Here is a 26,651-nt window from a genome sequence, read left to right on the forward strand (position 1 = left end):
AATTACATGGATCCAACCGCGATTATAGGTATTGGTTGTCGTTTTCCAAGTGCTGGAAATCCAGAAAGCTTTTGGGATTTGCTGCGGCATGGGGTGCATACCATCACTGAAGTTCCCTCAAATCGATGGGATGTTGATGCCTTGTATGATCCAGATCCAGCTACACCAGGAAAAATGAACACCCGTTGGGGCGCTTTCCTCGAACAGATAGATATGTTTGAACCGAGTTTCTTCGGAATTTCTCCCCGAGAAGCAGAGTCAATGGATCCCCAGCATAGACTAATCTTAGAGGTAGCCTGGGAAGCTCTGGAAAATGCAGGACTGGCACCAAATAAGTTAGCTGACAGCCAAACAGGTGTGTTTATAGGAATCGTTGCTAGTGATTATGGCCGACTGGTGTTCAATGATCACCTTAATATAGATGCTTATGGCGGCATTGGCATCACGCCTGGTATTGCAGCGAATCGTCTCTCCTATATACTGAATTTGCACGGACCTAGCTTGGCGATAGACACAGCTTGCTCGTCATCGCTGGTAGCATTGCATTTTGCCTGTCAAAGCCTGCAAAGCGGTGAATCTAATTTGTGCTTGGTCGGAGGGGTGAATTTGGTTTTGTCCCCCGAATACACTCTCACTTTTTCTCAAGCTCGGATGATGGCGTCGGACGGTTTTTGTAAGACTTTTGACAAAGACGCCGATGGTTATGTACGAGGAGAAGGATGCGGTGTAATTGTCCTCAAACGCCTCTGTGATGCCCTCCGGGATAGAGACAATATTTTAGCAGTTATCAAAGGCTCGGCAGTTAACCATGATGGTCTCAGCAATGGAATGACTGCACCCAATGGGCGTTCGCAGCAGGCAGTTATCAGGCAAGCATTAAAAAATGCTGGTGTAGCGCCAGCCCAGATTAGTTATGTTGAAGCTCACGGTACTGGCACTTCCTTGGGAGACCCAATAGAAGTTGAATCCATAAAAGCAGTACTGGGTCAAGGGCGATCGCCTCTTGAGTCCTGTGGGATTGGTTCAATTAAGACCAATATCGGTCATTTGGAAGCTGCGGCGGGAATAGTTGGTCTAATTAAGACAGTTCTATCACTACAACATCAGCAAATACCATCCCACCTGCACCTCAAACAACTGAATCCCTTAATTGAGTTAGAAGGTACACCATTTTTTATACCTACTGAGTGCCAACCTTGGTCTGTTGCTACAGAACCTCGCTTGGCTGGGGTCAGTTCCTTTAGCTTTGGTGGCACAAATTGCCATGTGATCTTGTCGGAAGCTCCCAAACAAGAAACCAAAGCTAATGAAATTGAACGCCCTGCTCACATTCTTGCTCTCTCAGGCAAAAATCAGAAGGCTTTGAGTGAATTAGTAGAGCGCTATGAGGCTCATCTGAAATCAAACTCATCCGCAAAGCTAGCAGACGTTTGTTTTACTGCCAATACAGGAAGAACGCATTTTGATAACCGCCTTTTTGTTACGGCAACATCTACAACAGAGATGCAAAAGGCTCTGCGCGATCTTGCGCAGGGCGAAGATACAGTGCCAACCGGTCAAATATGCAGTCCCAAGCGCCAGAAAATAGCGTTCTTATTTACTGGTCAAGGGTCTGTGTATCTGAACATGGGGCGTCAACTCTACGATACCCAACCGACATTTCGTAATTGCCTCAAACGCTGTGAAGAAATTTTGCGTCCCTATCTGGAAAAACCACTACTTTCTGTTCTCTATCCAGATATTGATTTGTCTTCTCCAACATCTGGCGAGGCAAACCAAAAGTTATACAACACAGCCTATACTCAACCTGCTTTATTCGCTCTGGAATATGCGCTATGCCAATTATGGAAATCTTGGGGCATAGAGGCGGATGCTGTCATCGGTCATAGTGTGGGCGAATATGTCGCTGCCTGTGTTGCTGGGGTTTTTAGCCTAGAAGACGGTCTCAAATTGATTGCAATGCGGGGACAGTTAATGCAACAATTGCCTCCAGGTGGTGAGATGTTGTCCTTGCTCGCATCAGAATTTCAAGTGCGAGAAGTGATTGCTCCCTATGGCGATCAAGTTGCGATCGCAGCTCTCAATGGCCCTAGCAGTATAGTAATTTCTGGTAAAAGTGAAGCCATCCAGGAGATTTACAGCAGCGTGTCAACGCAAGGAATAAAAGCAAAATTTTTGCAAGTATCCCATGCTTTTCACTCTCCGCTGATGGAACCAATGCTAGGGAAGTTTGAGGTAGCCGCATGGCAAATCTCCTACAATCAGCCTCAGATTCCTCTAATTTCTAACGTTACTGGGCAACGAATAGGCGATGACACTAGCAGTCCTGAATATTGGGTGAATCATATACGACAACCAGTCCGCTTTGCTGATGGTATGCAGACTTTAGACCAGGAAGGCTGTCAAATTTTCTTGGAAATTGGCCCCCAGGCAATTTTGCTGGGAATGGGACGCCAATGCTTACCAGAGGACACGGGGGTTTGGTTGCCTTCTCTGCGCAAAGATCGCGAAGACTGGCAACAATTGCTAGAGAGCTTAGGGGAATTGTACGTAAGAGGTGTAGAGGTAGACTGGTCAGGCCTTGACAAAGATTATATCCGTGAAAAAGTAGTATTACCTACTTATCCTTTCCAAAGAGAACGGTATTGGACCAAAGCAACTAACTTTACTAACTTTGTAGATAAAGAAGAGTTCCGGGATTGGTTATACGAAGTAGAATGGCGACCTCAAGCTAGTTTTGGCAGCCAGTTTCCATCAGAGGAACTTCTAGACCCATTGACCATTAACCAGAAACTACAACCTTTGGTGTCGTCTTTAGCCTCTGTTAATAACTTGGATAGCTACAGTCAACTTGTGAGACAATTAGAAACTTTGAGTGTGGAATATGTCTTGCAAGCCTTTGACAAAATGGGATGGTCATTTAAATTGGGGGAAAACTTCTCCACTGAATCCCTAGCCCAAAGATTAGGTGTAGTACCACAATATCAACAACTTCTCAACCTGTTGTTAGAAATGCTAGCAGAAGTAAAAATTCTGCGCTACACCGAAAATCAGTGGGTGACACTCCAAACTCCTGAAAAAGTCAATCTACAACAAAAAAATCAGACCTTACTTGCTCAATTCCCCAGCGCTAATGCAGAACTAACTATGTTAGAGCGTTGTGGTTCCCAATTGAGAGCAGTTTTGCAGGGAACTATAGAACCCCTGCAAGTTGTCTTCCCTGAAGGGGATTTAACTATAGCTACTCAAATATATGAACAGTCTCCTGAAGCAAAATTTACTAACACTTTAGTCCAGCGTGCGATCGCTACTGCCATAGAAAATTTACCTCCAAGCCGAGGGGTGCGATTATTAGAAATTGGAGCTGGTACAGGGGGAACTACTAGCTATATATTGCCTCATCTGAATCCAGAGCAAACAGAATATATCTTCACCGATATCGGTACCTTATTTACCAGCAAAGCACAGGATAAATTTAAGGATTACCCATTCATACACTATCAAAACTTAGACATTGAAAAAAATCCCGAACTTCAAGGCTTTGAACCCCATCAGTACGATGTGATAGTGGCAGCTAACGTAATCCATGCTACAGCCTCTTTGCGTAAAACTCTAGAGCATGTGAGGCAGTTGTTGAGACCTGGAGGGATGTTGGTGTTGTTGGAAATCACAACTCCCAGGCGGTGGGTAACTTTATTTGCTGGAATGTTAGACGGATGGTGGAATTTTAGGGATTTTGATTTACGACCTAATCAACCCCTACTAAGTGTATCAAAGTGGCAGAAATTGCTAATAGAAAGCGGTTTTCCCAAAGTGGTAAACCTGCCCAATATTCAGGGAACAGAAGAGGTTATATCTTCCCAGAGTGTAATTATTGCTCAAACTGCAACTACTCCATCGTTGTCGCCCAGTGAGGGATGGTTAATTTTTGCAGACCAGCAAGGCATCGCTCAACAGTTAGCCGATCGACTGCGGACCTGCGGACAAGTCTGTAATTTGGTGTTTCCAGGAAAGGAGTACCAACAGATAGCATCAGATGAGTTTACCATAAACCCGGAAAATTCTGATGACTACTTAAAACTGGTGACAGAGGTAAAAGCTAATCTGCCCGATTTTAAAGGAGTGTTGCATCTATGGAGCTTAGATACTCCAAGAGCAGAGGAACTAACAATAGAAGACCTGAAAGTAGCTTCAATACAGGGATGTGGAACTGCCTTATATTTGGTTCGAGCCTTGAACGAGGCAAAATTTCAGCTTTCGCCTCATCTGTGGCTTGTGACGAGAGATGCACAGCCTGTTTTTGGCATCAAGGATTCGGGATCGGGATTAGGACAATCACCTTTATGGGGAATGGGTAGAGTTATCTCTCTAGAACATCCTGAATTGTCGGTACGAATGATAGATTTAGACCCTAATTCATCGTTGGAACGTTCCTGTGCCAAACTTTTAGCAGAAATCGGGGATTCAAATGGTGAAAACCATATTGTCTTTCGAGATGAACAGCGTTACGTCCCACGCCTAGTGCATAAGAACTTCATAGAATCTCAAAGTCTACAGTTCCGGCCTGATGTTACTTACTTGATTACTGGTGGTACTGGTTACTTGGGGCTGAAGTTCGCCCAATATATGGTAGAGCAAGGAGCTCGCCAGCTAGCATTAATCGGACGCAAAGGCCTTCCCGAACGGGAACATTGGACCAACCTTGACCAAGAGAGTAATGAATGGAAACAGGTTCAAGCTATTCAGCTCATGGAAGAGAAGGGAGCTAGCGTAACAGTGTACGCATCTGATGTTACCGACCAAGCTCAAATGTCCTCAATTATTAAGTCGATCCATACTGTTCAAAAACCACTGCGGGGTATTATTCATGCTGCTGGTTTAAGTGACCAACACAAATTAAGTCAGATGACTCATCAAATACTTGAATCGATACTTAGCCCGAAGACAGTTGGAACGTGGGTTCTTCATCAACTAACCAAAGAGATAAACCTAGACTTCTTTATCTGCTTTTCTTCCATTGGGTCAGTATGGGGTTCCCTAGGTCACGGACATTATGATGCAGCTAACCACTTTCTTAATGTTTTAGCTTATTATCGTCGTTCGATCGGGCTCCCAGCATTAAGTATAAATTGGGGAAGTCTCGGTGTTGGGGGAATGGTTTCTGAGGAAAGTTATGTACAATGGATGAAGCAGATTGGCTTAGGAGAATTACGACCACAGCAAGGATTTAATGCCTTAAGTTTTCTTTTAAAAACCAATGCTATCCAACCACTAGTGACAAAGGTAGATTGGTCTACATTTAAGAAATATTATGAAGTAAGGGGATTAGGAAAGCTATTTAGTGACCTGATGACTCTCTCTACTGTAGATATGACAACCCCTTCAATAGAAACGATAGAGAGTCAGGAGTCTAGCATCTTAGAACAATTACAAGCAGCTTCACCAAGTAAAAGAGAAAACATTTTATTGAATCATTTTCAAAATGAAATTGCTAAATCGTTACGCACAAGCGCTTCGGAAATAAGCTTACAAAAACCTTTAAATAGCATGGGACTTGATTCCCTAATGGCTGTAGAATTGCGAAATATGAGTCTAGTGAAGCTAGGGATAGATATTCCTACTGTAAAATTTATAGAAGGGCTTAGTATTGCCGATATAGTAACTGAGGTAAAATATCAACTGAACGAGATTGATATCAGTCAAAAAGTTGAGGGAGAAAATCACCAACAACTTTACACAAAGGAACCAGACCAGATAGAACGAGTAAGGGGTGAATTATGAATTTAGTTGAGTTTTTACAAGAGCTTTCAATTAAAGGTTGGCAGATCTGGAGTGAAGGTTCGCAGTTACGCTACGATGCTCCCAAAGAAGAATCAACTGCATCAGTATTGGCTCTGCTGAAGCAACATAAGACAGAGATTTTACAGTTACTGCATGACAACCCAGATCTTCTCGATGTTCATCCCCTTTCCTACGGACAACAGGCAATGTGGTTTCTCTGGAAACTAGCACCTGGTAGTTGTGTTTATAACGTGTCCGTACCTGTTCGTATTTGCTCCCAGGTGGATGTGACAGCTTGGAGGCAAGCTTTTCAAGCTCTATGCCAACGTCACCTCATGCTGTCAAGCACATTTACTAAGCTAGGTCAAGTACCAATTCAACAAGTACATCGCGATCAAGACGTGGACTTTTTGCAGGTTGATGCCTCTGCTTGGAGTAAAGAGGAATTAAATCAGAGAGTGGTTGAAGCTCACAAGCACCCTTTTAACCTTGAAAAAGAATCGGCGATGCGCGTTAGGTGGTTTGTGCGGTCATTTCAAGAGCATATTCTACTGCTGACAATACACCACATTGCCTGTGATGGCTGGTCTTTAGACATCATCTTTCAGGAATTACCTAAACTGTACCAAGCTCAACAGACCAATGTCCCAGCATCTCTTCCCCCTCTAAAGTATTCATATCAAGATTATGTTCGCGCTCAAAGGAAAATTTTGGATAGCCCTAGAGGAGAAATCCTTTGGCAATACTGGAAACAAAAACTAGCGGGCGAATTACCAACCTTAAATCTACCCACAGACAAACCACGCCCGCCCATACAAACCTACGAGGGGGCAGCCTATCATTTTAGCTTATCTGAAAAACTCAGTCAGCAGCTTATAGAATTAGCTCAAAAAGAAAATGTCACGCTCTACACCCTATTGTTGGCTGTATTTGGCGTCTTTCTTTATCGTTACACAGGTCAAGAAGATATTTTAGTTGGTTCTCCCACATCAGGTAGAAATAGGGCTGAAGAGGCTCCAATTGTAGGCTTCTTTGCTAACTCCGTTGTTATGAGGATGTCGGCCTCGGAAAATCTAAGTTTTAAGGAGTTTATCACTAAAGTTCAGCATACTGTATTAGAAGCAGTAAACTATCAAGATTACCCTTTCCCATTGTTAGTAGAGCGATTGCTGCCAAATCGCGACCCTAGCCGTTCTCCAATTTTTCAAGTTTTTTTCCTGCTACAGCAAATGTCTGAATGGCGAAAGCTGCTCTCTGGTGAAATGAAGACGTCTTCGGATTGGCAAGGACTTAAGTTAGAAGCCTTTGACAGACCAACGAAGGAGTGTCAATTTGATTTCATACTAGAAATGATACAGGTTGGCTCGTCCCTTGGTGGACTTATTAAGTACAGTACCGATCTATTTGAGGAACAGACTATTGCCAGAATGGTGGAGCATTTCCAGACATTATTACAAGCAATAGTAACAAAGCCGACTGCTAACATAGATCGATTACCATTACTAACAGCAACCGAGCGGCAGCAGTGCCTAGCAGTCGGAAATAACTTGGGGGGCAAACAGGGGCAGAATAAAGTTATCTATCAATTGTTTGAGGATTTATTTGGCTATCCAGGAGAGGTTAGTGGCAACCAAACTCAGTTGGGAGAGTATACAGAAGTAGTGCCTGTGGGTTGGCCAACTGATTTTTCAGTTTATGTTTTAGATTCCTATGGAGAACCAGTACCTCCAGGAGTAACAGGAGAGGTTTATGTTGGAGGTGGCAATTTAACTGAGAGTGAGATAAATCGGACCCAACAAGCCCCAGTTAGTTTTGTAGAGCATCCCGAACTTGGTAGTTTATTGAAAACTGGGGAACGGGGTTGTCTTCGTGCCAATGGTGGTCTGGAATTGCAAGGATTTGGGCAACGTTGGGCTTGGATTAAAGGGCATCAGGTGGAGTTGCAGGCTATAGAAAAAGCCTTACTGGCAATTACTGGGGTGGAAGACTGCTATGTGATCATGCGACAACGACAACTAGTTGCTTATGTAGTGACCTCTAAATCTTTCTTGTCAGAGTCTCTCCACAACCAGTTAAAGACCGAATTACCCAGCTATATGCTGCCAAGTGCCTATGTAACAGTATCTAACCTGCCCTTAACAGGCAAAGGACTAATAGATGAATCAGCGTTAGCCCAATTGGAGGTGATTGACTCCGAGTTAGTGTCACGTTGGGAAGAACAGTTGCGATCGCTGCCAGAAATAGAGCAAGTAGCAGTGGTAGTTCAGCCACAAGTAAAAACCCTTCCCAGATTACATATTTCTGATTTAGTCCCGTCGCCCCCAAGGGGAAGGGTTACAGATTCTCCTCAAGTTGAAACTGATAACTTGATAGAGAAAGATAAAAAGAACTTGCCACAGGAAGAAGTAAACCAGCTAGCTATCAGCCAAGGAGAGTCTTTAATAGACCTAAAGGCACAAACTTTAGGGGAAATACTGCAACGAGCAGCCCTAGAGAATCCGACTAAAGGTCTAGTATATATCCAAGCTGATGGAACTGAGTTCGTACAGTCCTATAAAAATTTATTAGAGGAAGCCCAAAGATTATTGGGAGGATTGAGAAAACTCGGTCTCAAGCCCCAAGACAAGGTAATCTTTCAACTAGCAGACAATCAAAACTTTATTAGTGCATTTTGGGGATGTATTCTTGGAGGATTCATCCCGGTACCAATTTCCGCAACAGGCAATTTGAACAAGCTGCAAAATAGCTGGCAGATGCTAGGAAAGCCATTGGTACTATCAGAGGAAAAGTTAGCTCCAAAACTTCATCAGTGGGCAGAAGAATTAAAGTTAGAAAACTTTCAGATAGAACCCATAGAACCATTAAAAGATTCAGAGGCAGATCGTAATTGGCATAAATCAAAATCAGAGGACTTGGTGCTATTGCTGCTAACTTCCGGCAGTACAGGTATGCCCAAAGCGGTCATGCACAACCACCGTAGTTTGTTAAGCCGTAGTGCATCAACCGTTCAATTCAACGGCTTTAGCAAAGAAGACATTTCCTTAAATTGGTTTAGCCTCGACCATGTTGGGGGAATAGTGATGTTCCATCTGAGGGACGTTTATTTGGGATGTCAGCAAATCCACGCTCCAACAGAACTGGTGTTGCAAGAACCGACACGATGGTTAGATTGGATTTCCCACTATCGAGCCACAATTACTTGGGCTCCAAACTTTGCTTATGGGCTAATTGTGCAAGAACTAGAAAATCGACAAAAGACGGGCGGTCAACCAGAAAATAACCAAGGATGGGATTTGTCCTCTATGCACTTTATTCTCAATGCTGGAGAGGCAATTGTTGCAAAAACTGTCAGGCGATTTTTAGAAGTATTAGGTCAATATCAGCTCCTTGATCGCGCTATGCATCCAGCATGGGGCATGTCAGAAACCTCAAGTGCGGTAACGTTTTCATCTAAATTTCTGCTATCTTCAACCACAGACGAGCAGAAATTTGTCGAAGTAGGATCTCCAGTAGCAGGGTTCGCCATCAGAATAGTAGATAATCAAAACCAGATAGTGAAAGAGACAATGGCGGGTCGAGTACAAGTAAAAGGACTGTCTGTCACATCTGGTTATTATCAAAATACAGAGGCAAACCAAGATGCTTTTACAGAAGATGGTTGGTTTAATACTGGAGACATAGGCTTCCTGCGACAGGGGTGTTTAACAATAACTGGACGGCAAAAAGATATTATCATCATCAACGGTTTAAATTACTATAGCCATGAAATTGAAGCCACAATAGAAGAAATAGAAGGTGTAGAAGTTTCTTATACGGCAGCTTGTGCTGTCAGAGATGCCGAAAGCGATACAGACAAATTAGCCATATTTTTTAACCCAGCCAAAACCGCAAGCGATCGAGAAGCAAATTTGTTAAAGGAAGTTCGCTTACGAGTAGTTGACCGTTTTGGGATTAATCCTGATTATTTGATTCCTGTAGAACGAGACGTTATTCCCAAAACAGCGATCGGTAAAATTCAACGTTCTCAACTAAAACAGCGTTTTGAATCTGGTGAATTTAACACCATTCTCAAACGGGTAGATTTGTTACTATTGAATGTTAATACTATTCCAAGCTGGTTTTACCGAAAGGTCTGGCAAGCCAAAGTCCCTGTTTTTAATCTGTCTTCCCAGATAACTACAACCTTAATATTTAGCGATACTTTAGGGCTAGGAACAGTCTTATCTGAGGAATTAGAAAAACATCACCAGCCCTCTATCCAAGTGTCTGTCGGTGAAAACTTTACCAAAATCAGTGACAATCATTATTCTCTTGTGCCCGACCGAGCAGAACACTATCAGATGCTTTTAGAGCAATTGGCACAAGAAAACAAAACGATTGGCCAGATTGTCTGCCTGTGGGAATACGATCAATATAGAGGTGAAATTTCACACCTAGAAGCGCTGGAGCAGTCACAAAAGCAAGGGTTTTTTCGTTTGCTGTTCTTAGTGAAAGCATTAGAAAAATCTAGGAGTGAAGAGCAGTCGGTACAATTACTGTGGGTATCAAGTTACAGTCAGTCGATAGTACCGAGTGATAAGATAGCCTATGAGAAAGGGACAGTTTTGGGCCTATTGAAAACAATTGGTCAAGAAATGACATGGTTGAACTGTCGCCACATCGATCTGCCAGTACTAGAGGTTGAAGTCAATAAGTCCTACCTTTGGCAAGAACTGGACAATTTTGCCAAAGAAACAGAAGTAGCCTACAGAGACGGAAAACGCTTGGTTTGTGGAATCGAATCTGTAAATCTAGCTGAAGAACCAAAGCAAGAATTACCCTTCATAACAGGTGGTATCTACTTAATCAGTGGAGGGCTTGGAGGTATTGGAACTGAAATTGCTAGTTTCCTACTTAAGAATTATCAAGCACGGTTGCTGATAGTTGGTCGCACTTCTCTACCCGATCAAAATACTTGGCAAACTCATTTAGATAGTGGAAATGCACTGGCAAGGAAAATCCAAGCTTATCAACAATTGCAGCAACTACCAGGGGCAGTCATTTATGAAGATGTAGATATCTGTGATTATGCTCAGTTGCAGCAGCTATTGACAACAACTCTATCCAAATGGGGAGGCCAGCTTGATGGGATTATCCATCTAGCAGGAATTTTCACCGAACAACTATTAGTATCCCAAACCCTAGAAAGTTTCACTGCCGTTCTTCGTCCCAAATTCGTTGGGACTTGGGTCTTACATAAACTACTGCTGGAAGATAATCCTCAAGGTTTGTTTCTTCATTTTTCTTCCATCAATGGCTTCTTTGGCGGTACCACTGTAGGTGCTTATGCTGCTGCCTCTAGTTTTATGGAAGCGTTTTTCGATTACCAGCAGAGCTATACTAGCCTGCAAAGCTACTGCTTATCGTGGAGTATGTGGGATGAAATCGGCATGAGTCTGGGCTATCAAATGAAAGACTTGACCCATGCTAAAGGCTACTTTTCGATTAATAAGGCACAAGGGATGTGCTCTTTATTAGCCGCGTTGTCTCGTGGCCAACATCATTTGTTTGTGGGTTTGGATGGGAGTAAACCCAACATTGAACGTTTAACTATTACCTCAGAACCTCAAAACCTACAGCAGTTAACTGCTTATTTCACCTCCAAGGTCGAACAATTACCAGTTAATCATTTAGAAGCGTTGGAAGTACGCGATCGCTTTGACAGACTCAGCCGTTGTGTGTGGGCACAACTTGCCGAGATGCCTCTAAATGAAACTGGAGAAATTGTTCGAGAAAAGCTGATTGGACTGAGCACAGGTATTGGTCTTTTTGAACAAACAAAACCACGCAACCAAGTAGAACATCAACTCGTTGAAATTTTTCAGCAGGTACTAGAAGTTCCTGTTACTAGTATCCATGACAATTTCTTTGCTCTGGGCGGAAATTCTCTGCTAGCAGTGCAAGTGGTTTCTCGTATACAGCAAACCTTTAATCAAGAGGTTTCTCTGCATATACTGTTTCAATCACCTACAGTTGGTGAACTGGGGCAAACCATAATCAAAGAAAATCTCTTACCAGGGCAAAAATCAGATACTAGTTTACCAACCCTTGTACCTGACCCAGAACAACGCTACGAACCATTCCCTCTAACTGATATTCAACAAGCTTATTGGCTAGGTCGAAATCAAGCCTTTGATTTAGGTAATGTTGCTAGCCATATTTACATAGAGATCGATTCTGAAAACTTAGATATAGAACGCTTAAACCAGGCTTGGCAGAAATTAGTTGACCACTATGATATGCTGCGAGCCGTAGTGTTACCCGACGGACAACAGCAAGTCAAACAACAAGTACCACCCTATCAAATACAAGTTTTTGATTTACAAAACCAGCCAGAACCAGCAGTTAGTGACCACCTCAAGGCAATTCGGGAGCAAATGTCTCACGAAATATTACCCTCTGAGCAATGGCCATTGTTCAAGTTGCAGGCCACTCACTTCAATGAAAAGCACTATCGCCTCCATCTGAGTTTTGATGCTTTAATTGCTGATAGCTGGAGCCTAATGCTACTGGGGCAGTATTGGCTGCAACTGTATCGAGACCCAGAAAGTTCCCTGCCTTCATTGGAACTGTCATTTCGCGACTATGTACTGGCTAAAATAGGGCTGGATGTTACACCACAGTATCAGCGTTCTCAAGATTACTGGTTCGATCGCTTGTCCACTCTCCCGCCAGCACCAGAATTACCCTTTGCCAAGCAGATAGTTGCTCTAGAACAACCGCAGTTTACACGTCGCAGTGGGCGATTAAATGTTGTTGATTGGCAGCGATTAAAAGACAAGGCAAGTCAGGCAAATTTGACTAATTCTACTGTTTTATTAGCTGCTTTTGCTGACATATTAACTTGTTGGAGCAAGAGTTCTAAGTTTACCATTAACCTGACCCTGTTTAATCGCCTACCCTTACATCCCCAAGTTAATGAGGTACTTGGAGATTTCACATCCCTGACGCTCCTAGAAGTTGACAACTCAAAACCGACTCCTTTTATTAAGCGTGCTCAACTGCTACAGGAACAACTGTGGCAAGATTTAGACCACCGTTATGTCAGTGGTGTGGAAGTGCAGCGAGAATTACGCCGCCTCTATGGAAGTTATCAAGCTATGGGGGTTGTCTTTACCAGCGTTCTGGGGGCTGGTATCGAGTCGGAAGAACAATTGTGGGTTAATCAGCTAGGAAAAATGGTCTATAGCATTAGCCAAACCCCTCAAGTCTGGCTAGACCATCAAGTTCTGGAAGAACAAGGGGAATTAATATTTCAGTGGGATATAGTTGAAGAGCTTTTCTGTGAAGGTGTTATTGATAATATGTTCCAGAGTTACACAGATTATCTGCAACACCTGGCAACCTCAGAATCTGCTTGGATGGACTTCTACCCTCAACTCTTGCCAAAAGCCCAACTCCAACAGCTTGCCCAACTCAACCAGATGAGTCTACCTGTTCCCCAACAAACCTTACACGGTCTGTTTCTGCAGCAGGTGGAACAAAATTATCAAGAATTGGCAGTGATTACCCCAGAGCGCTGCTTAACCTATGGAGACTTACACCAACGCGCCTGTAACATCGGGCATTGGTTGCAACAACTGGGAGTTTCGCGCAATAGCTTAGTAGCTGTAGTAATGTTCAAGGGATGGGAACAAGTTGTTGCAGTCTTGGCAATCTTGATGGCTGGTGCGGCCTATGTGCCTATTGACCCCGAACTCCCCCAGGAGCGAAGAGAATTTTTACTGACCCAAGGGGAAGTGAAGGTGGTTCTGACCCAAGAACCTCTGTTAGAACAACTAGCAATACCAGAGGGAATTGAGTGTTTGTCTGTAGATACTTTTGAGTCAAGAAAAAATGATTCAATATCCTTCGTCCCCCTACATAATCCAGAAGATTTAGCCTATGTAATTTATACGTCTGGCTCTACAGGTTTACCCAAAGGGGTGATCATTAAGCATCAAGCAGTAGTAAACACCATCCTCGACATCAACCAGCGATTTAATGTTACAGCTAATGACCGCATATTAGCGGTGTCCGCGTTGAATTTTGACCTGTCAGTATATGACATTTTTGGGCTCTTGGCTGTTGGAGGAACTTTGGTCATCCCATCTGCGATTGATGCTAAAGATCCTGCTCGTTGGTACGAGTTAATTGTTAAACACCAAGTTACATTGTGGAACTCTGTACCCGCACTAATGCAAATGTTAGTTGAGTACTTGTCTGGGCAGATTGACCAGTCCCATGGTCCTCTACGATTAGCATTGCTTAGTGGCGATTGGATACCCCTAACGTTACCAGAGCGAATTAAACAGTTGTGGAGCCAGATCCAAATTGTTAGCTTAGGTGGTGCAACTGAAGCCTCAATTTGGTCAATTTATTATCCGATCGAACAAATTTCCCCTGTAACTAAGAGCATTCCTTACGGTAAATCCCTTGCCAATCAAACTGTTTGTGTCCTCAACGATCTAATGCAGCCTACTCCAGTCTGGGTATGTGGAGATCTTTATATCGGAGGCGTTGGTTTGGCTTCTGGGTATTTATTAGATGAGAAAAAGACAAACGCAAGTTTTATCACTCACCCAGTTACTCACGAACGATTGTACAAAACCGGTGATTTGGGACGATATTTGCCTGATGGTAATATTGAATTTCTTGGGCGCTCAGATTTCCAAGTTAAAATCAATGGCTATCGCGTTGAATTGGGTGAAATTGAGGCGGCATTAAGCGAGCATTCTACTGTCAATGATACTGTTGTTATGGCCCTTGGTGACTCGGAACACAAACGTTTAGTCGCTTATGTTGTCCCCAGTGAACCCTCTGTTGAAAAAGCAAAGCTACCAGGATATAGTTTTCTTGGAGGCCAGATTGACCCAGTCCAAACTAAACAGGTGTTCGGTAAACCTTCAGAGGAAGACAAATCTATTCCACAACAACTACACGAGCATTTACAAGGAAAATTGCCACAGTATATGCTGCCCAATGATTATGTGTTGATGGATGTCTTCCCTTTAACTGCAAATGGGAAAGTTAACCGTAAAGCTCTACCGGCCCCTGAGGTGTCAGTACAAAAAAGAAGTTTCCAGCCCCCCAGTACTCCTATTGAGGAAAAGTTAGCTGACATCTGGGCAACAATATTAGAGTTAGAGGTAAATCAAGTTGGTGTTAATGATAATTTCTTTGACCTTGGTGGCAATTCATTACTTGCGACTCAGTTAACCTCTAGAATTCGAAAACTTTACCAAGTCGATCTACCACTGTCTGACTTTTTTGAAGAACCGACAATTGCTGGTTTGGTTGAACACATTGAAGTGATTAGTTGGATGGATCAAGATATACAATATTCAGAAACCACAAATATAAAGGAGATAGAATTATGAAAAATCAAACAATTGTCAAGTTTCTTTCTCAACTGCGTAAACTTAATATTCAAGTTTCCTCTGATGGAGAAAAATTACGCTGTCAAGCTCCTGAAGATGTGTTAACACCTGAAATATCGCGGCGGATAGCTGAACGCAAACCAGAAATTTTGTCGTATTTGAAACAAGTTAGACAAAAAACAGATAGCAATATTCCACCCGCTATTTCGGTTGTCCCCAGAGACAAAAACTTGCCCCTCTCTTTTTCTCAAGAAAGACTCTGGTTCTTAGACCAACTTGAGGGTTCAACAGCTCCTTACATTCAGCAGGGAGCCATGGAAATAAGCGGGAATCTCAATATCCCAGTCCTCCAGCAAGCCTTTTGTGAAATTATTCGACGCCATGAAGTATTCCGAACCCGCTTTCACTCAGTCAATGGCATACCGATGCAGGTCATTGTTTCCGATACTGCTTTGGAAATATCAGTTGTAGATTTGAAGCATTTACCAAAAACACAACAGAAAACAGAAATAAAACAGTATGCCCAGATACAAGGACAAACCCCCTTTAACCTGTCCGAAGATTTGCTCCTGCGAGTGAGTCTGCTACAAGTATCACAGCAGGACTTTATCATGCTGGTTACCATGCATCACATTGTTACTGATGTTTGGTCAGGTGGAATATTAGTTGAAGAATTATCAGTACTGTATGAGGCTTACAGTCAGGGCAAACCCTCCCCTTTATCCGAGGTATCTATCCAGTATGCTGACTTTGCTTCTTGGCAAAGACAATGGTTATCAGCGGAATTACAACACAAGCAACTGGAATACTGGAAACAGCAATTAGCTAATGCTCCTGCCTTGTTGCAGTTGCCGATCGATAAATCAAGGCCACCAATACAGACTTACGAGGGTAACATTCAAACCTTTGCTGTTGGCCAACACTTGACTAAGCAACTTCAAGAACTTAGCCAGCATTCGGAAACCACCCTTTTTATGACAACGTTCGCAGTGTTTGCTGTGTTTCTGTTTCGCTACAGTGCTCAGAATGATATGGTGATTGGTTCGCTAATTGCTAACCGCAACTATTCAGAAGTAGAATCCCTGATTGGCTTTTTCGCTAATACTCTACCCTTAAGGATGAACCTGCAAGGTAATTTAAGTTTTGAGCAGTTGCTCAGGCAGGTCCGTCAAGTAACGTTGTCAGCATATGCCCATCAAGATGTCCCTTTTGAACAGGTGGTAGAAGCCCTGCAACCAGAGCGTTCTTTGAGTTACGCACCTCTAGTTCAGGTGATGTATCTGTACCAAGATGCTCCAGTGAAGCCTTTAGAGTTATCTGGCGTCACTATCAAACCCTTGCCACAGATACATCCAGGGACATCCAAGTTTGAATTGTCCTTATCAATGGAACAGACAGAATCTGGGCTGATAGGAACCTGGGAATATAATACTGACTTATTTGAAGAACAAACAATTACTAGGATGACGGAAGATTTCCAGACCCTGTTAGCAGCGGTCGTGGAAGCTCCCCAAGAACGTATAGATAAACTGCCTTTGCTGAGTGAGAGAGAACGCCATCAATTGTTAATTGAATGGAATGATACTGCAAGGGAATATCCAACAGATAAATGTATTCATCAATTGTTTGAAGAACAAGTAGAGAAAACACCAGACGCACTAGCGGTGGTCTTTGAAAACGAGCAATTAACTTACCAACAATTAAATCAAAAGGCCAACCAACTAGCACATTACCTGCAAAGTCTGGGAGTGGGACCAGAGGTACTAGTAGGTATTTGTGTAGAACGTTCAGTAGAAATGATAGTAGGACTGTTGGGAATCCTCAAGGCGGGTGGTTCATATGTGCCACTCGATCCTAATCATCCCTTAGAACGGTTAAGTTATATGCTGGCTGATTCAGGAGTTAAGGTTTTGTTAACTCAAGAATCTATGGTTGAGTTATTACCCGTACAGACTGCCCTGGTAGTTGACATCGATCGTGCCAATTGGCAAATGCAAAATACTCAGGAGAACCTTGAGATTGAAGTAAATTCAAGTAATTTAGCTTATGTTATTTACACCTCTGGTTCTACAGGTGTTCCCAAGGGCGTTCAAATTTGCCATAAGAATGTGGTTAATTTTTTGAATTCTATGAGTAATTTTCCAGGTTTAGACCAGGAAGATACTGTCTGTGCAGTTACTACTATTGCCTTTGATATTGCAGCCCTTGAGATATATCTGCCTTTAACAGTAGGAGCAAAAGTTGTTGTCACCTCTCGTGAAATTAGCACTAATGCAGATAGCCTATTATCTGAATTATTAAAGTCAAAGATTACTGTTATGCAGGCAACACCAGCTACTTGGCAAATGCTCTTAACTGCTGGTTGGTCTTCCGATTATCCCCTAAAAGTGTTATGTGGTGGTGAAGCATTAACAGCTCAACTAGCCAATCGAATTCTAGAAACTGGTAGCGAATTATGGAATCTGTATGGTCCAACAGAGACAACTATATGGTCTGCAATTTACCAGGTACCCGCTAGCACTACAGCAGCTATAAATGGATATGTTCCTCTGTCTATCGGTCAACCAATAGCGAATACCCAAATTTATATTCTAGACTCACATCTAGAGCCAGTCCCTGTTGGTATAGCTGGAGAATTGTATATTGGAGGTGAGGGTTTAGGCAGAGGATATTTTAATCGTCCAGAACTAACTTCAGAAAAATTTATACCAAATCCATTTTCTAATAGCAGATCGGAATGCCTTTACAAAACAGGTGACTTAGCCCGCTACTTGAGTGACGGTAATATAGAATTTATCGGTCGCATTGATAATCAAGTCAAAGTAAGAGGATTCCGAATCGAACTTGGGGAAATCGAATCCATTCTTAATAGCCACTCCCAAATTCAAGAAAGTGTAGTGATTGCACAGGAAGATCCACTTGGGAATAAACGCTTGATAGCCTATATCGTTAGTGAAGATGAATTAATAAAGACTAACCAACTGCGTGAGTTTCTGAAACAAAAGCTACCAGAATACATGGTACCTTCTGCTTTTATGACTTTAGAGACTTTACCGTTAACTCCCAACGGTAAAATAGACCGCAAAGCCTTACTAGCCGTTAATGTTGACTTGAGTCTAGAAGAGCAATACGTAGCACCAAGCACGCCAAATCAAGAAATAATAGCTAATGTTTTCGCTTCAGTTCTTGGACGAGTAAATGTAGGAATATACGATAACTTCTTTGAATTGGGAGGACATTCCCTATTAGCAACCCAGTTAATCTCCCGACTTAGACAAAGCTTTGAAATAGAAATTCCTCTCCGGGCGATCTTTGAATCACCCACTGTAAAGCAATTAGATGGAAAAATAATACAGTTAAGGAGAAATGGAGGTCAATTTACTGCGCCTCCGATCAAACCAAGAGGCGAGAAGGAAGAATTACCTCTTTCTTGGTCTCAAGAGAGGCTGTGGTTCCTGGCTCAATTAGAGGGAACAAGCCCAACTTATAATATACCAGGAGCAGTTCGGATTAGTGGGGATTTAAATCTCAAAGCTTTTGAGCAAGCCTTATCAGAAATAGTGCATCGTCACGAGATATTACAGACCAGTTTTAGGACTGTTGACGGTAGACCTTGGCAAGTTATTGAACCAGAAACCACTATCAAAATAAACTTAGTCGATCTACAGCAACTAGAGGCAAAAGAAAGAGAATCTGCTTTATACCAATATGTACAACAAGAAGCGATCGCGCCGTTTAATTTAGAGAGTGCCCCCCTAATTAGATGTAGTTTACTGTGCTTAGAGGAGAAAGAGTATGCATTATTGTTAACGATGCATCACATTATCTCCGACTTATGGTCAATAGGAGTATTGATCGAAGAACTATCAAGCTTGTACCAAGCTTTTAATGGGGGCGAACCATCTCCCTTGTCAGAATTAGAAATTCAGTATGCTGACTTTTCAGTGTGGCAAAGAGAATGGATAAATGGTCAGGTACGAGAAGCTTATATTGATTACTGGAAACAGGCGTTAAATGGTGCGCCAGAACTACTTGACTTACCCACCGATCGCCCACGTCCTTCTGTACAGACTTACCAAGGTAAAACCCAACGTTTTTGTATAAATACTGATTTAACTGACAAGCTGCAAATTCTTTCCTGCCAGTTGGGAACTACGTTATTTATGACCTTGCAGGCAGCGTTTGCAACGTTACTATATCGTTACAGCGGTCAATCAGATATTTTAATTGGCTCAATTATTGCCAATCGAAATTACCTTGAAATTGAATCTTTAATTGGTTTCTTCGCGAATACCTTAGTGTTGAGAAATCGTTTTGAAGACGACCCTAGTTTTGAGACTCTGCTCGAACAAGTTAAAACAACTACGCTGAAGGCTTATGAATATCAGGATATTCCTTTTGAACAAGTGGTGGAAGCCTTACAACCACAACGTTCTTTAAGTTATTCACCCTTATTTCAGGTAATGTTTGTATTGCAAAATGCTCCCATGGGCGAGTTAACATTACCAGGGATAACTATAAGCGAACTAGAATACGAATATACTATTGCTAAGTTCGATCTCACTCTATCAATGACTCAAACTAAAGAAGGATTGGTAGGCTCGTGGGAGTATAACACAGACTTGTTTGATGATTCAACCATCAAACGTATGGCTAATCACTTCGAGAACTTGTTGTCAGAGATCGTAGCTAATCCTCAACTTACAGTTGACGAAGTTCCCTTACTGAGTGAAGCAGAACGCCATCAATTGTTAATTGAATGGAATGATACTGCAAGGGAATATCCAACAGATAAATGTATTCATCAATTGTTTGAAGATCAGGTGGAGAAAACCCCAGATGCAGTGGCAGTAGTGTTTGGGCAGGAACAATTAACTTATCACCAATTAAATCAAAGAGCCAATCAACTAGCGAATCACCTACAAAGCATGGGAGTTAAACCAGAGGAGCTGGTAGGCATTTGCGTGGAGCGTTCCATTGAAATGATGGTAGGACTGTTGGGAATACTCAAGGCAGGTGGTGCTTATGTTCCTTTGGACTCCAATTATCCCCAGGAACGCTTGAGTTATATGTTAGCGGATTCGGATGTTAAGGTGTTGTTGACTCAAGAATCTTTGCTCGAATCTTTACCACTAAACCAAGCTCAGGTGGTTTGTTTGGATAGAGATTGGCAAGAAATTGAGCAACACACTCAGGATAATCTTGATGTTGGGGTATGTTCCGATAATTTAGCTTACGTCATTTACACTTCTGGTTCTACTGGAGTTCCCAAGGGGGTTAGTGTTATTCATCAGGGAGTAGTACGGTTAGTTAAAGAAACTAATTACGCTAGCTTCACTTCTCAAGAAGTGTTTTTACAACTAGCTCCTATTTCCTTTGACGCTTCAACTTTTGAAATTTGGGGGAGCTTACTCAATGGAGCTAAGTTAGTGATAATGTACGCTCATACTCCTACTTTAGAAGAAATCGCAGGGGTAATTGAGAAATACAAAGTCACAACTTTATGGCTAACGGCAGCTCTATTTAATTTAATGGTAGAGCAATATTTGGATCGATTAAAATCTGTGAAGCAATTGTTGGCAGGTGGTGACGTTTTATCTCCACCTCATGTACAAAAGGTGGTTGAGTTTTTACCAGAATGTAAATTAATAAATGGTTATGGTCCTACAGAAAATACGACTTTCACCTGCTGTTATCTGGTCAAACAATCAAGAGTAAATGGGACTTCTGTACCCATTGGTTGTCCGATCGCCAACACCCAAATCTACATCCTAGACAAACACCTACAACCATTACCTATAGGCGTACCTGGAGAGCTATACATCGGAGGTGATGGTTTAGCTAGAGGCTACCTTAACCGGCCTGAGCTAACCCAAGAAAAATTTATCCCTAATCCCTTCTCCAATTCCCAATCAGATCGCCTTTACAAAACAGGGGACCTCGCTCGCTATTTAAGTGATGGTAACATCGAATTCCTTGGTCGTATCGATCGCCAAGTTAAGGTGAGGGGCTTCCGTATCGAACCACGAGAAATTGAAGCCTTACTGAGCACCCACCCACAAATCCAACAAGCTGTTGCGATCGCAACAGAAGATCTTCCTAGTAACAAACGTCTAGTAGCCTATGTAGTCAGTGAGGACGAATCACTCAGTACCAATCAACTGCGTGAATTCCTGAAACAGAAGCTGCCAGAATACATGGTGCCTTCTGCATTTGTAACTTTAGACACCCTACCGTTAACACCGAACGGCAAAATAGACCTGAAAGCACTCCCAGCAGTAGAAGCACAACTAATTTACTCAAAAGAATATGTTCCTCCTCGGACTGTCACCGAGAAAACCATCTCCGACATCTTCGCAGCAGTGTTGAAAGTCCCAGCAGTCGGATTAAATGATAACTTTTTTGAACTAGGTGGCCACTCACTAATCGCCACCCAATTGATTACCCGTCTACGGCAAGTCTTTGCAGTGGAACTACCTCTTCGGACATTATTTGAATCTCCAACTGTAGCCCAACTCGATCAAATTATAAGTCAATTAACTCAAGGAGAACCATCCCAGGTCAAAGCCTCAAATTTAGACCTGCCAACAGCTATTGCTGCACCATCTGAGCTTCACCAACCCTTCCCACTCACAGAAATACAACAAGCTTATTGGTTAGGACGAAATGATACGTTTGAACTCGGAAATATATCTAGTCATATTTACGTCGAACTTGATTGTCCAAGTATAGATATAGAAAGACTCAGCCAATCTTGGCAGAAGATTATCAAGCACCATGAGATGCTGAGAATGGTAATACTGCCCGATGGACAGCAGCAAATCTTACGTGACGTTCCGGATTACCAGATTGAAGTGTTCGATTTGCGTCGGCATTCAGAAAATAGCATTAATGCTCATTTAGAAACGATTCGGCAGCAGATGTCTCACGAAATTTCTGCTGCCGAATCATGGCCTTTATTTAAGTTTTGTGCAACTCAGTTAGATACAAATTGTTATCGTTTGCACTTAAGTTTTGATGCCTTAATTGCAGACGCCTGGAGTCTAATGATTCTGGGGCAACAATGGTTAGAAATATACTACAACCCACAGACAGAGCTTCCTAAGGTAGAGATTTCATTTCGCGATTATATACTTGCAGAACTCCAGCTTAAAGACACACCGCATTACCAACAGTCTCAAAAATATTGGTGGGATCGAATTGCCACACTTCCTTCAGCACCAGAACTCCCCTTTGTACAACAGCCAGCGGCTCTTAAACAGCCTCAGTTCAAACGATTTAGTGCAAAGCTTACTGCTCAACAGTGGCAAAAATTGAAAAGCAAAGCTCGTGCAATTAATTTGACGGGTTCTGGAATCTTACTAGCAGCCTTTAGCGATGTCTTAGCTTATTGGAGTAAAACCCCTAACTTTACCATCAATCTTACACTTTTTAATCGTCTACCTTTACATCCTCAAGTCAACCACATTGTTGGTGATTTCACATCCCTGACACTGCTAGAAGTTGACAACTCTATAGTAGCCACGTTTGTTGAACGTGCCCAACGCCTACAGGCAAGATTGTGGGAGGATTTAGACCATCGCTATGTCAGTGGTGTGGAAGTGCAGCGAGAGCTACGACGTCAACGAGGCACTTATCAAGCTATGGGGGTTGTCTTTACTAGCACTCTAGGTTTCAGTGACATGGCTCAACAAGATTGGTTGGTCAACCAGTTGGGAGAAATGGTCTATTCCATTACTCAAACTCCACAAGTTTGGCTTGACCATCAAGTCAGAGAAGAAGAAGGAGCTTTATTATTCAACTGGGATGCTATCGAAGAACTATTCCCTGCTAACCTGCTAGACGATATGTTCAGTAGCTATTGCAATTATCTTCAGCAATTAGCTACTGATGAGAAAATCTGGATGGAAAAATATCCGACTCTGCTTCCACCACAGCAGCTACAGATTATACAACAACTAAACCAGGTTAATCAACTTAAGACCGTAACTTCTGAGCAGACATTGGATGGTTTGTTTGTGCAACAGGTGAAACAAAGAGGAGCATCACTTGCTGCGATCGCACCAGAATTATGCCTAACTTACGAACAGTTATACCAACATGCTGTCAAGCTAGGACACCAGTTGCGGTCACTAGGAGCAACTACAGGCACTCACATCGCTGTAGTTATGAACAAGGGATGGGAACAGATTGTTGCCGTGCTGGGAGTATTGATGGCTGGTTGCACCTATATACCGATCGATCCAGGGTTGCCACAACAACGTCAGTGGTCGCTTTTAACACAAGCACAAATCCATTTGGTTGTCACTCAAGAGGCACTGTACCAAAGTCTTTCGTGGCCAGAAGAAATTGAGTGTGTATATGTTGAGTATAACCCTCACATAGGAGTCCAGAGAACCTTAGAAAGATTGCACCAGCCTGGGGATTTAGCTTATATCATCTATACCTCTGGTTCGACGGGCATCCCTAAGGGTGTGATGATTGACCATCAAGGAGCGGTTAATACAATTATCGACATTAATCAGCGCTTTGGTGTTACGGCTGATGACCGAGTTCTCGCAGTTTCTGCTTTAAATTTCGACCTGTCCGTGTATGACATTTTTGGCACCTTAGCAGCAGGAGGAACAATTGTTATACCAACTGCAGCAAAAGCTAAAGATCCCGCACATTGGCTCTCGTTAATCAATGCGCACCAGGTTACGGTTTGGAACTCAGTGCCTGCACTGATGCAGATGTTAGTAGAGTACACGTCAGCCCAATCCACACCACAGCATCATCCACTACGACTTGCTTTGTTATCGGGTGACTGGATACCGTTGAATTTACCGCAGCAAATCAAAGCGATCTGGACAGGTATAGAAGTAGTGAGCTTAGGTGGAGCAACAGAAGCTTCAATTTGGTCGATTTATTATCCGATAGGAGAAGTTGACCCTAACTCGCGGAGTATTCCTTATGGGAAACCCCTTGGTAATCAAACGATGCATGTCCTGAATCAATGGATGGAACCTGCTCCGGTGTGGGTTCCAGGACAGATTTATATCGGTGGGCTGGGATTGGCACAAGGCTACTGGAAAGATGACGAAAAAACAGCCAAGCACTTTATTCGTCATCCTCTGACCCAGGAGCGATTATACAAAACGGGAGATTTAGGACGCTATCTACCCGATGGAAATATTGAGTTCCTTGGCCGGGAAGATTTTCAGGTAAAAATTAATGGTTATCGAATTGAGTTGGGAGAAATTGAAACAACACTAATGCGGAATTCCTTAGTGAATAAGGCTGTGGTGAATGCGATCGCCGACTCAAGAGACAGGAAGAAAATTGTAGCTTATATTGTGCCCTCAGAAACGCAACCCAAGTTGCCAGAAGCTTATTATCCTAGTGAAAAAGAGGGCATAATCACTGACCCAGTTGAACGAATTGAGTTTAAGCTCAAGCAACCTGGTCTAAGGAACCTGGACTCAACGAATAAGGGTATAGATTTGCCTTTGGATATTGATGAGGAAGCCCTAACCCAAGCTTATTTCCAGCGACAAAGTTATCGACAGTTTCAACAGCAACCATTGGAGTTGCCAGAGTTTAGCCAGTTTTTAAGCTGCTTGCGTCAGTTAAGTTTAGCGGATAAACCGCTGCCGAAATATCTTTATCCTTCAGCAGGAAATCTTTATCCAGTCCAGACTTATCTGATGATAAAATCCGAAGGTTTAACTGGAGTTGAAGAAGGGATTTATTATTATTGTCCTCGACAACACCGCTTAGTTTTTCTCAGTACACTAATTAATGCTGAAGGAGATAACATTTACGGCGGCAATCAGTCACTTGTTGAACAAGCTGCTTTTTCATTGTTTTTGATTGCCAAACTTGATGCGATCGCTCCCATGTATGGGGAATTAGCAGAAAGATTTTGCTTGCTGGAGGCTGGGCATATTGGGCAGTTGTTGATGACTAAGGCTCCTGAGTTTGGTATTGGTTTGTGTCCGATCGGGAATTTAGATTTCCAACAGTTAAGCGATTTGTTTAAGCTAGACTCCCATCAAATGTTACTGTATAGCTTTGTAGGTGGAAAAATCGAGCCAGCCCAAGCTCAACAGTGGCTAACCTCTTCAGTCTCTCCTGCCAAATCATCTGGTGGTTCTGATCCGATTTCTCAGTTGCGCAAACATCTACAATTACACTTGCCCGACTATATGCTCCCAAGCAAGTTGATGTTACTCGATGCTCTACCGTTATCTGCGAATGGTAAGATTGACCGTCGGGCTCTCCCTGTGCCTGATAATCTCCACGATCTGGAGGAAGAAACCTTTGTGGCTCCTCGGGATCTTGTAGAACTAAAGCTCACCCAAATTTGGTCAGAGGTTCTTAATGTTTTCCCAGTGGGAGTCCAAAGTAACTTTTTCGACCTTGGGGGCGATTCTATTGTTGCCATTCGCTTGATGGCTCAAATTGAAGAGCAGTTTCAAAGAAATTTATCTTTAGCAACTTTATTTCAAGGTCAGACCATTGAGAAACTAGCAACAGTTCTCCGGGAGGAATCAGACCATATTTCTTGGTCTCCGCTAGTACCCATTCAAACGTCTGGTTATCAGCCTCCCTTCTTCTGCATAGCCGGAGGAGGGGGTAATGTTCTGTACTTTTATCATTTGTCGCGCTATTTAGGTCAAGAGCAACCGTTCTATGCTTTGCAAGCTGTTGGTCTTGATGGAGAATCAGAACCTTTTACGCGAGTCGAAGATATGGCGGCCCACTACATTGGATTGATAAAGTCCATTCAACCGGAAGGTCCATACTTTTTAGGGGGGCATTCCTTTGGTGGATTAGTGGCTTTTGAAGTCGCCCAGCAATTACAAAAGCACGGAAATGAGGTGGCTTTACTAGCTATTCTAGATATGCATGCACCATATACGGAGCGACCAAAGTCTGGCAGCCATAAGCTAGATACAGATTGGAACAGTACAAAAATGTTGACCAGCATTGCTAATGTATTTGGTCGTATGTTTGGAAAAAACATTGATGTATCATACGAGTTTCTCCAACAGCTAACTTTTGAGGAGCAATTAAATTATGTTAACGAGCGATTTCAAATGGTCAATATTTTCCCTCCTGAAACAGGAGTTAAGCAAATTCGCGGTCTGATTAAAGTGGCGAGAGCAAGTCAAAATGCTTATTGCTACGTTCCACAGGAGGTTTGTCCAACTCAGATTACTCTCTTTCGAGCTAGTGACGAAGTGCCGATAGAACTTGCTGCTAATGTCGATATTTATAGGCTGCTTTACGACAGTAGAAAAAACGATCCAATGTGGGGATGGAGTGATTTTTCTGCTGGAGAAGTAGAACTTCATCCTGTTCCAGGAGACCATCTGACAATTATGACAGAGCCATACATTGGTGCTCTAGCCGAAAAGTTAAAATCCTCCTTAGAAAAAGCACAAACAGCTAACCCTATGGGTCGTCCGTAGGCTTATTTTTAAGGCG

At 42.6% G+C, this 26,651-nt stretch carries 3 protein-coding genes; all 3 read left to right on the forward strand.

The genetic code is table 11. From position 1 onward, the window contains the following. The first annotated feature begins 6 nt into the window (after positions 1-6). The 3 genes from BJP34_RS09725 to BJP34_RS09735 are packed head-to-tail and all read left to right on the forward strand — an operon-like array spanning position 7 to position 26,635. Positions 7-5,781, forward strand: a complete 5,775-nt coding sequence (locus BJP34_RS09725; protein ID WP_070392178.1) for a type I polyketide synthase — start codon at positions 7-9, stop codon at positions 5,779-5,781. Next, positions 5,778-15,179 carry a non-ribosomal peptide synthetase gene (locus BJP34_RS09730; protein ID WP_070392179.1) on the forward strand — a complete coding sequence of 3,134 codons (9,402 nt, stop codon included), beginning with the start codon at positions 5,778-5,780 and terminating at the stop codon, positions 15,177-15,179. Before BJP34_RS09725 ends, BJP34_RS09730 begins: the two co-directional genes overlap by 4 nt. Then, positions 15,176-26,635, forward strand: coding sequence for a non-ribosomal peptide synthetase (locus BJP34_RS09735; protein ID WP_070392180.1), 11,460 nt, complete (start codon positions 15,176-15,178; stop codon positions 26,633-26,635). The genes BJP34_RS09730 and BJP34_RS09735 overlap by 4 nt, the downstream gene beginning before the upstream one ends. Positions 26,636-26,651: the final 16 nt, after the last annotated feature.

It is taken from the genome of Moorena producens PAL-8-15-08-1 (genome assembly GCF_001767235.1).
Lineage (GTDB): Bacteria > Cyanobacteriota > Cyanobacteriia > Cyanobacteriales > Coleofasciculaceae > Moorena > Moorena producens_A.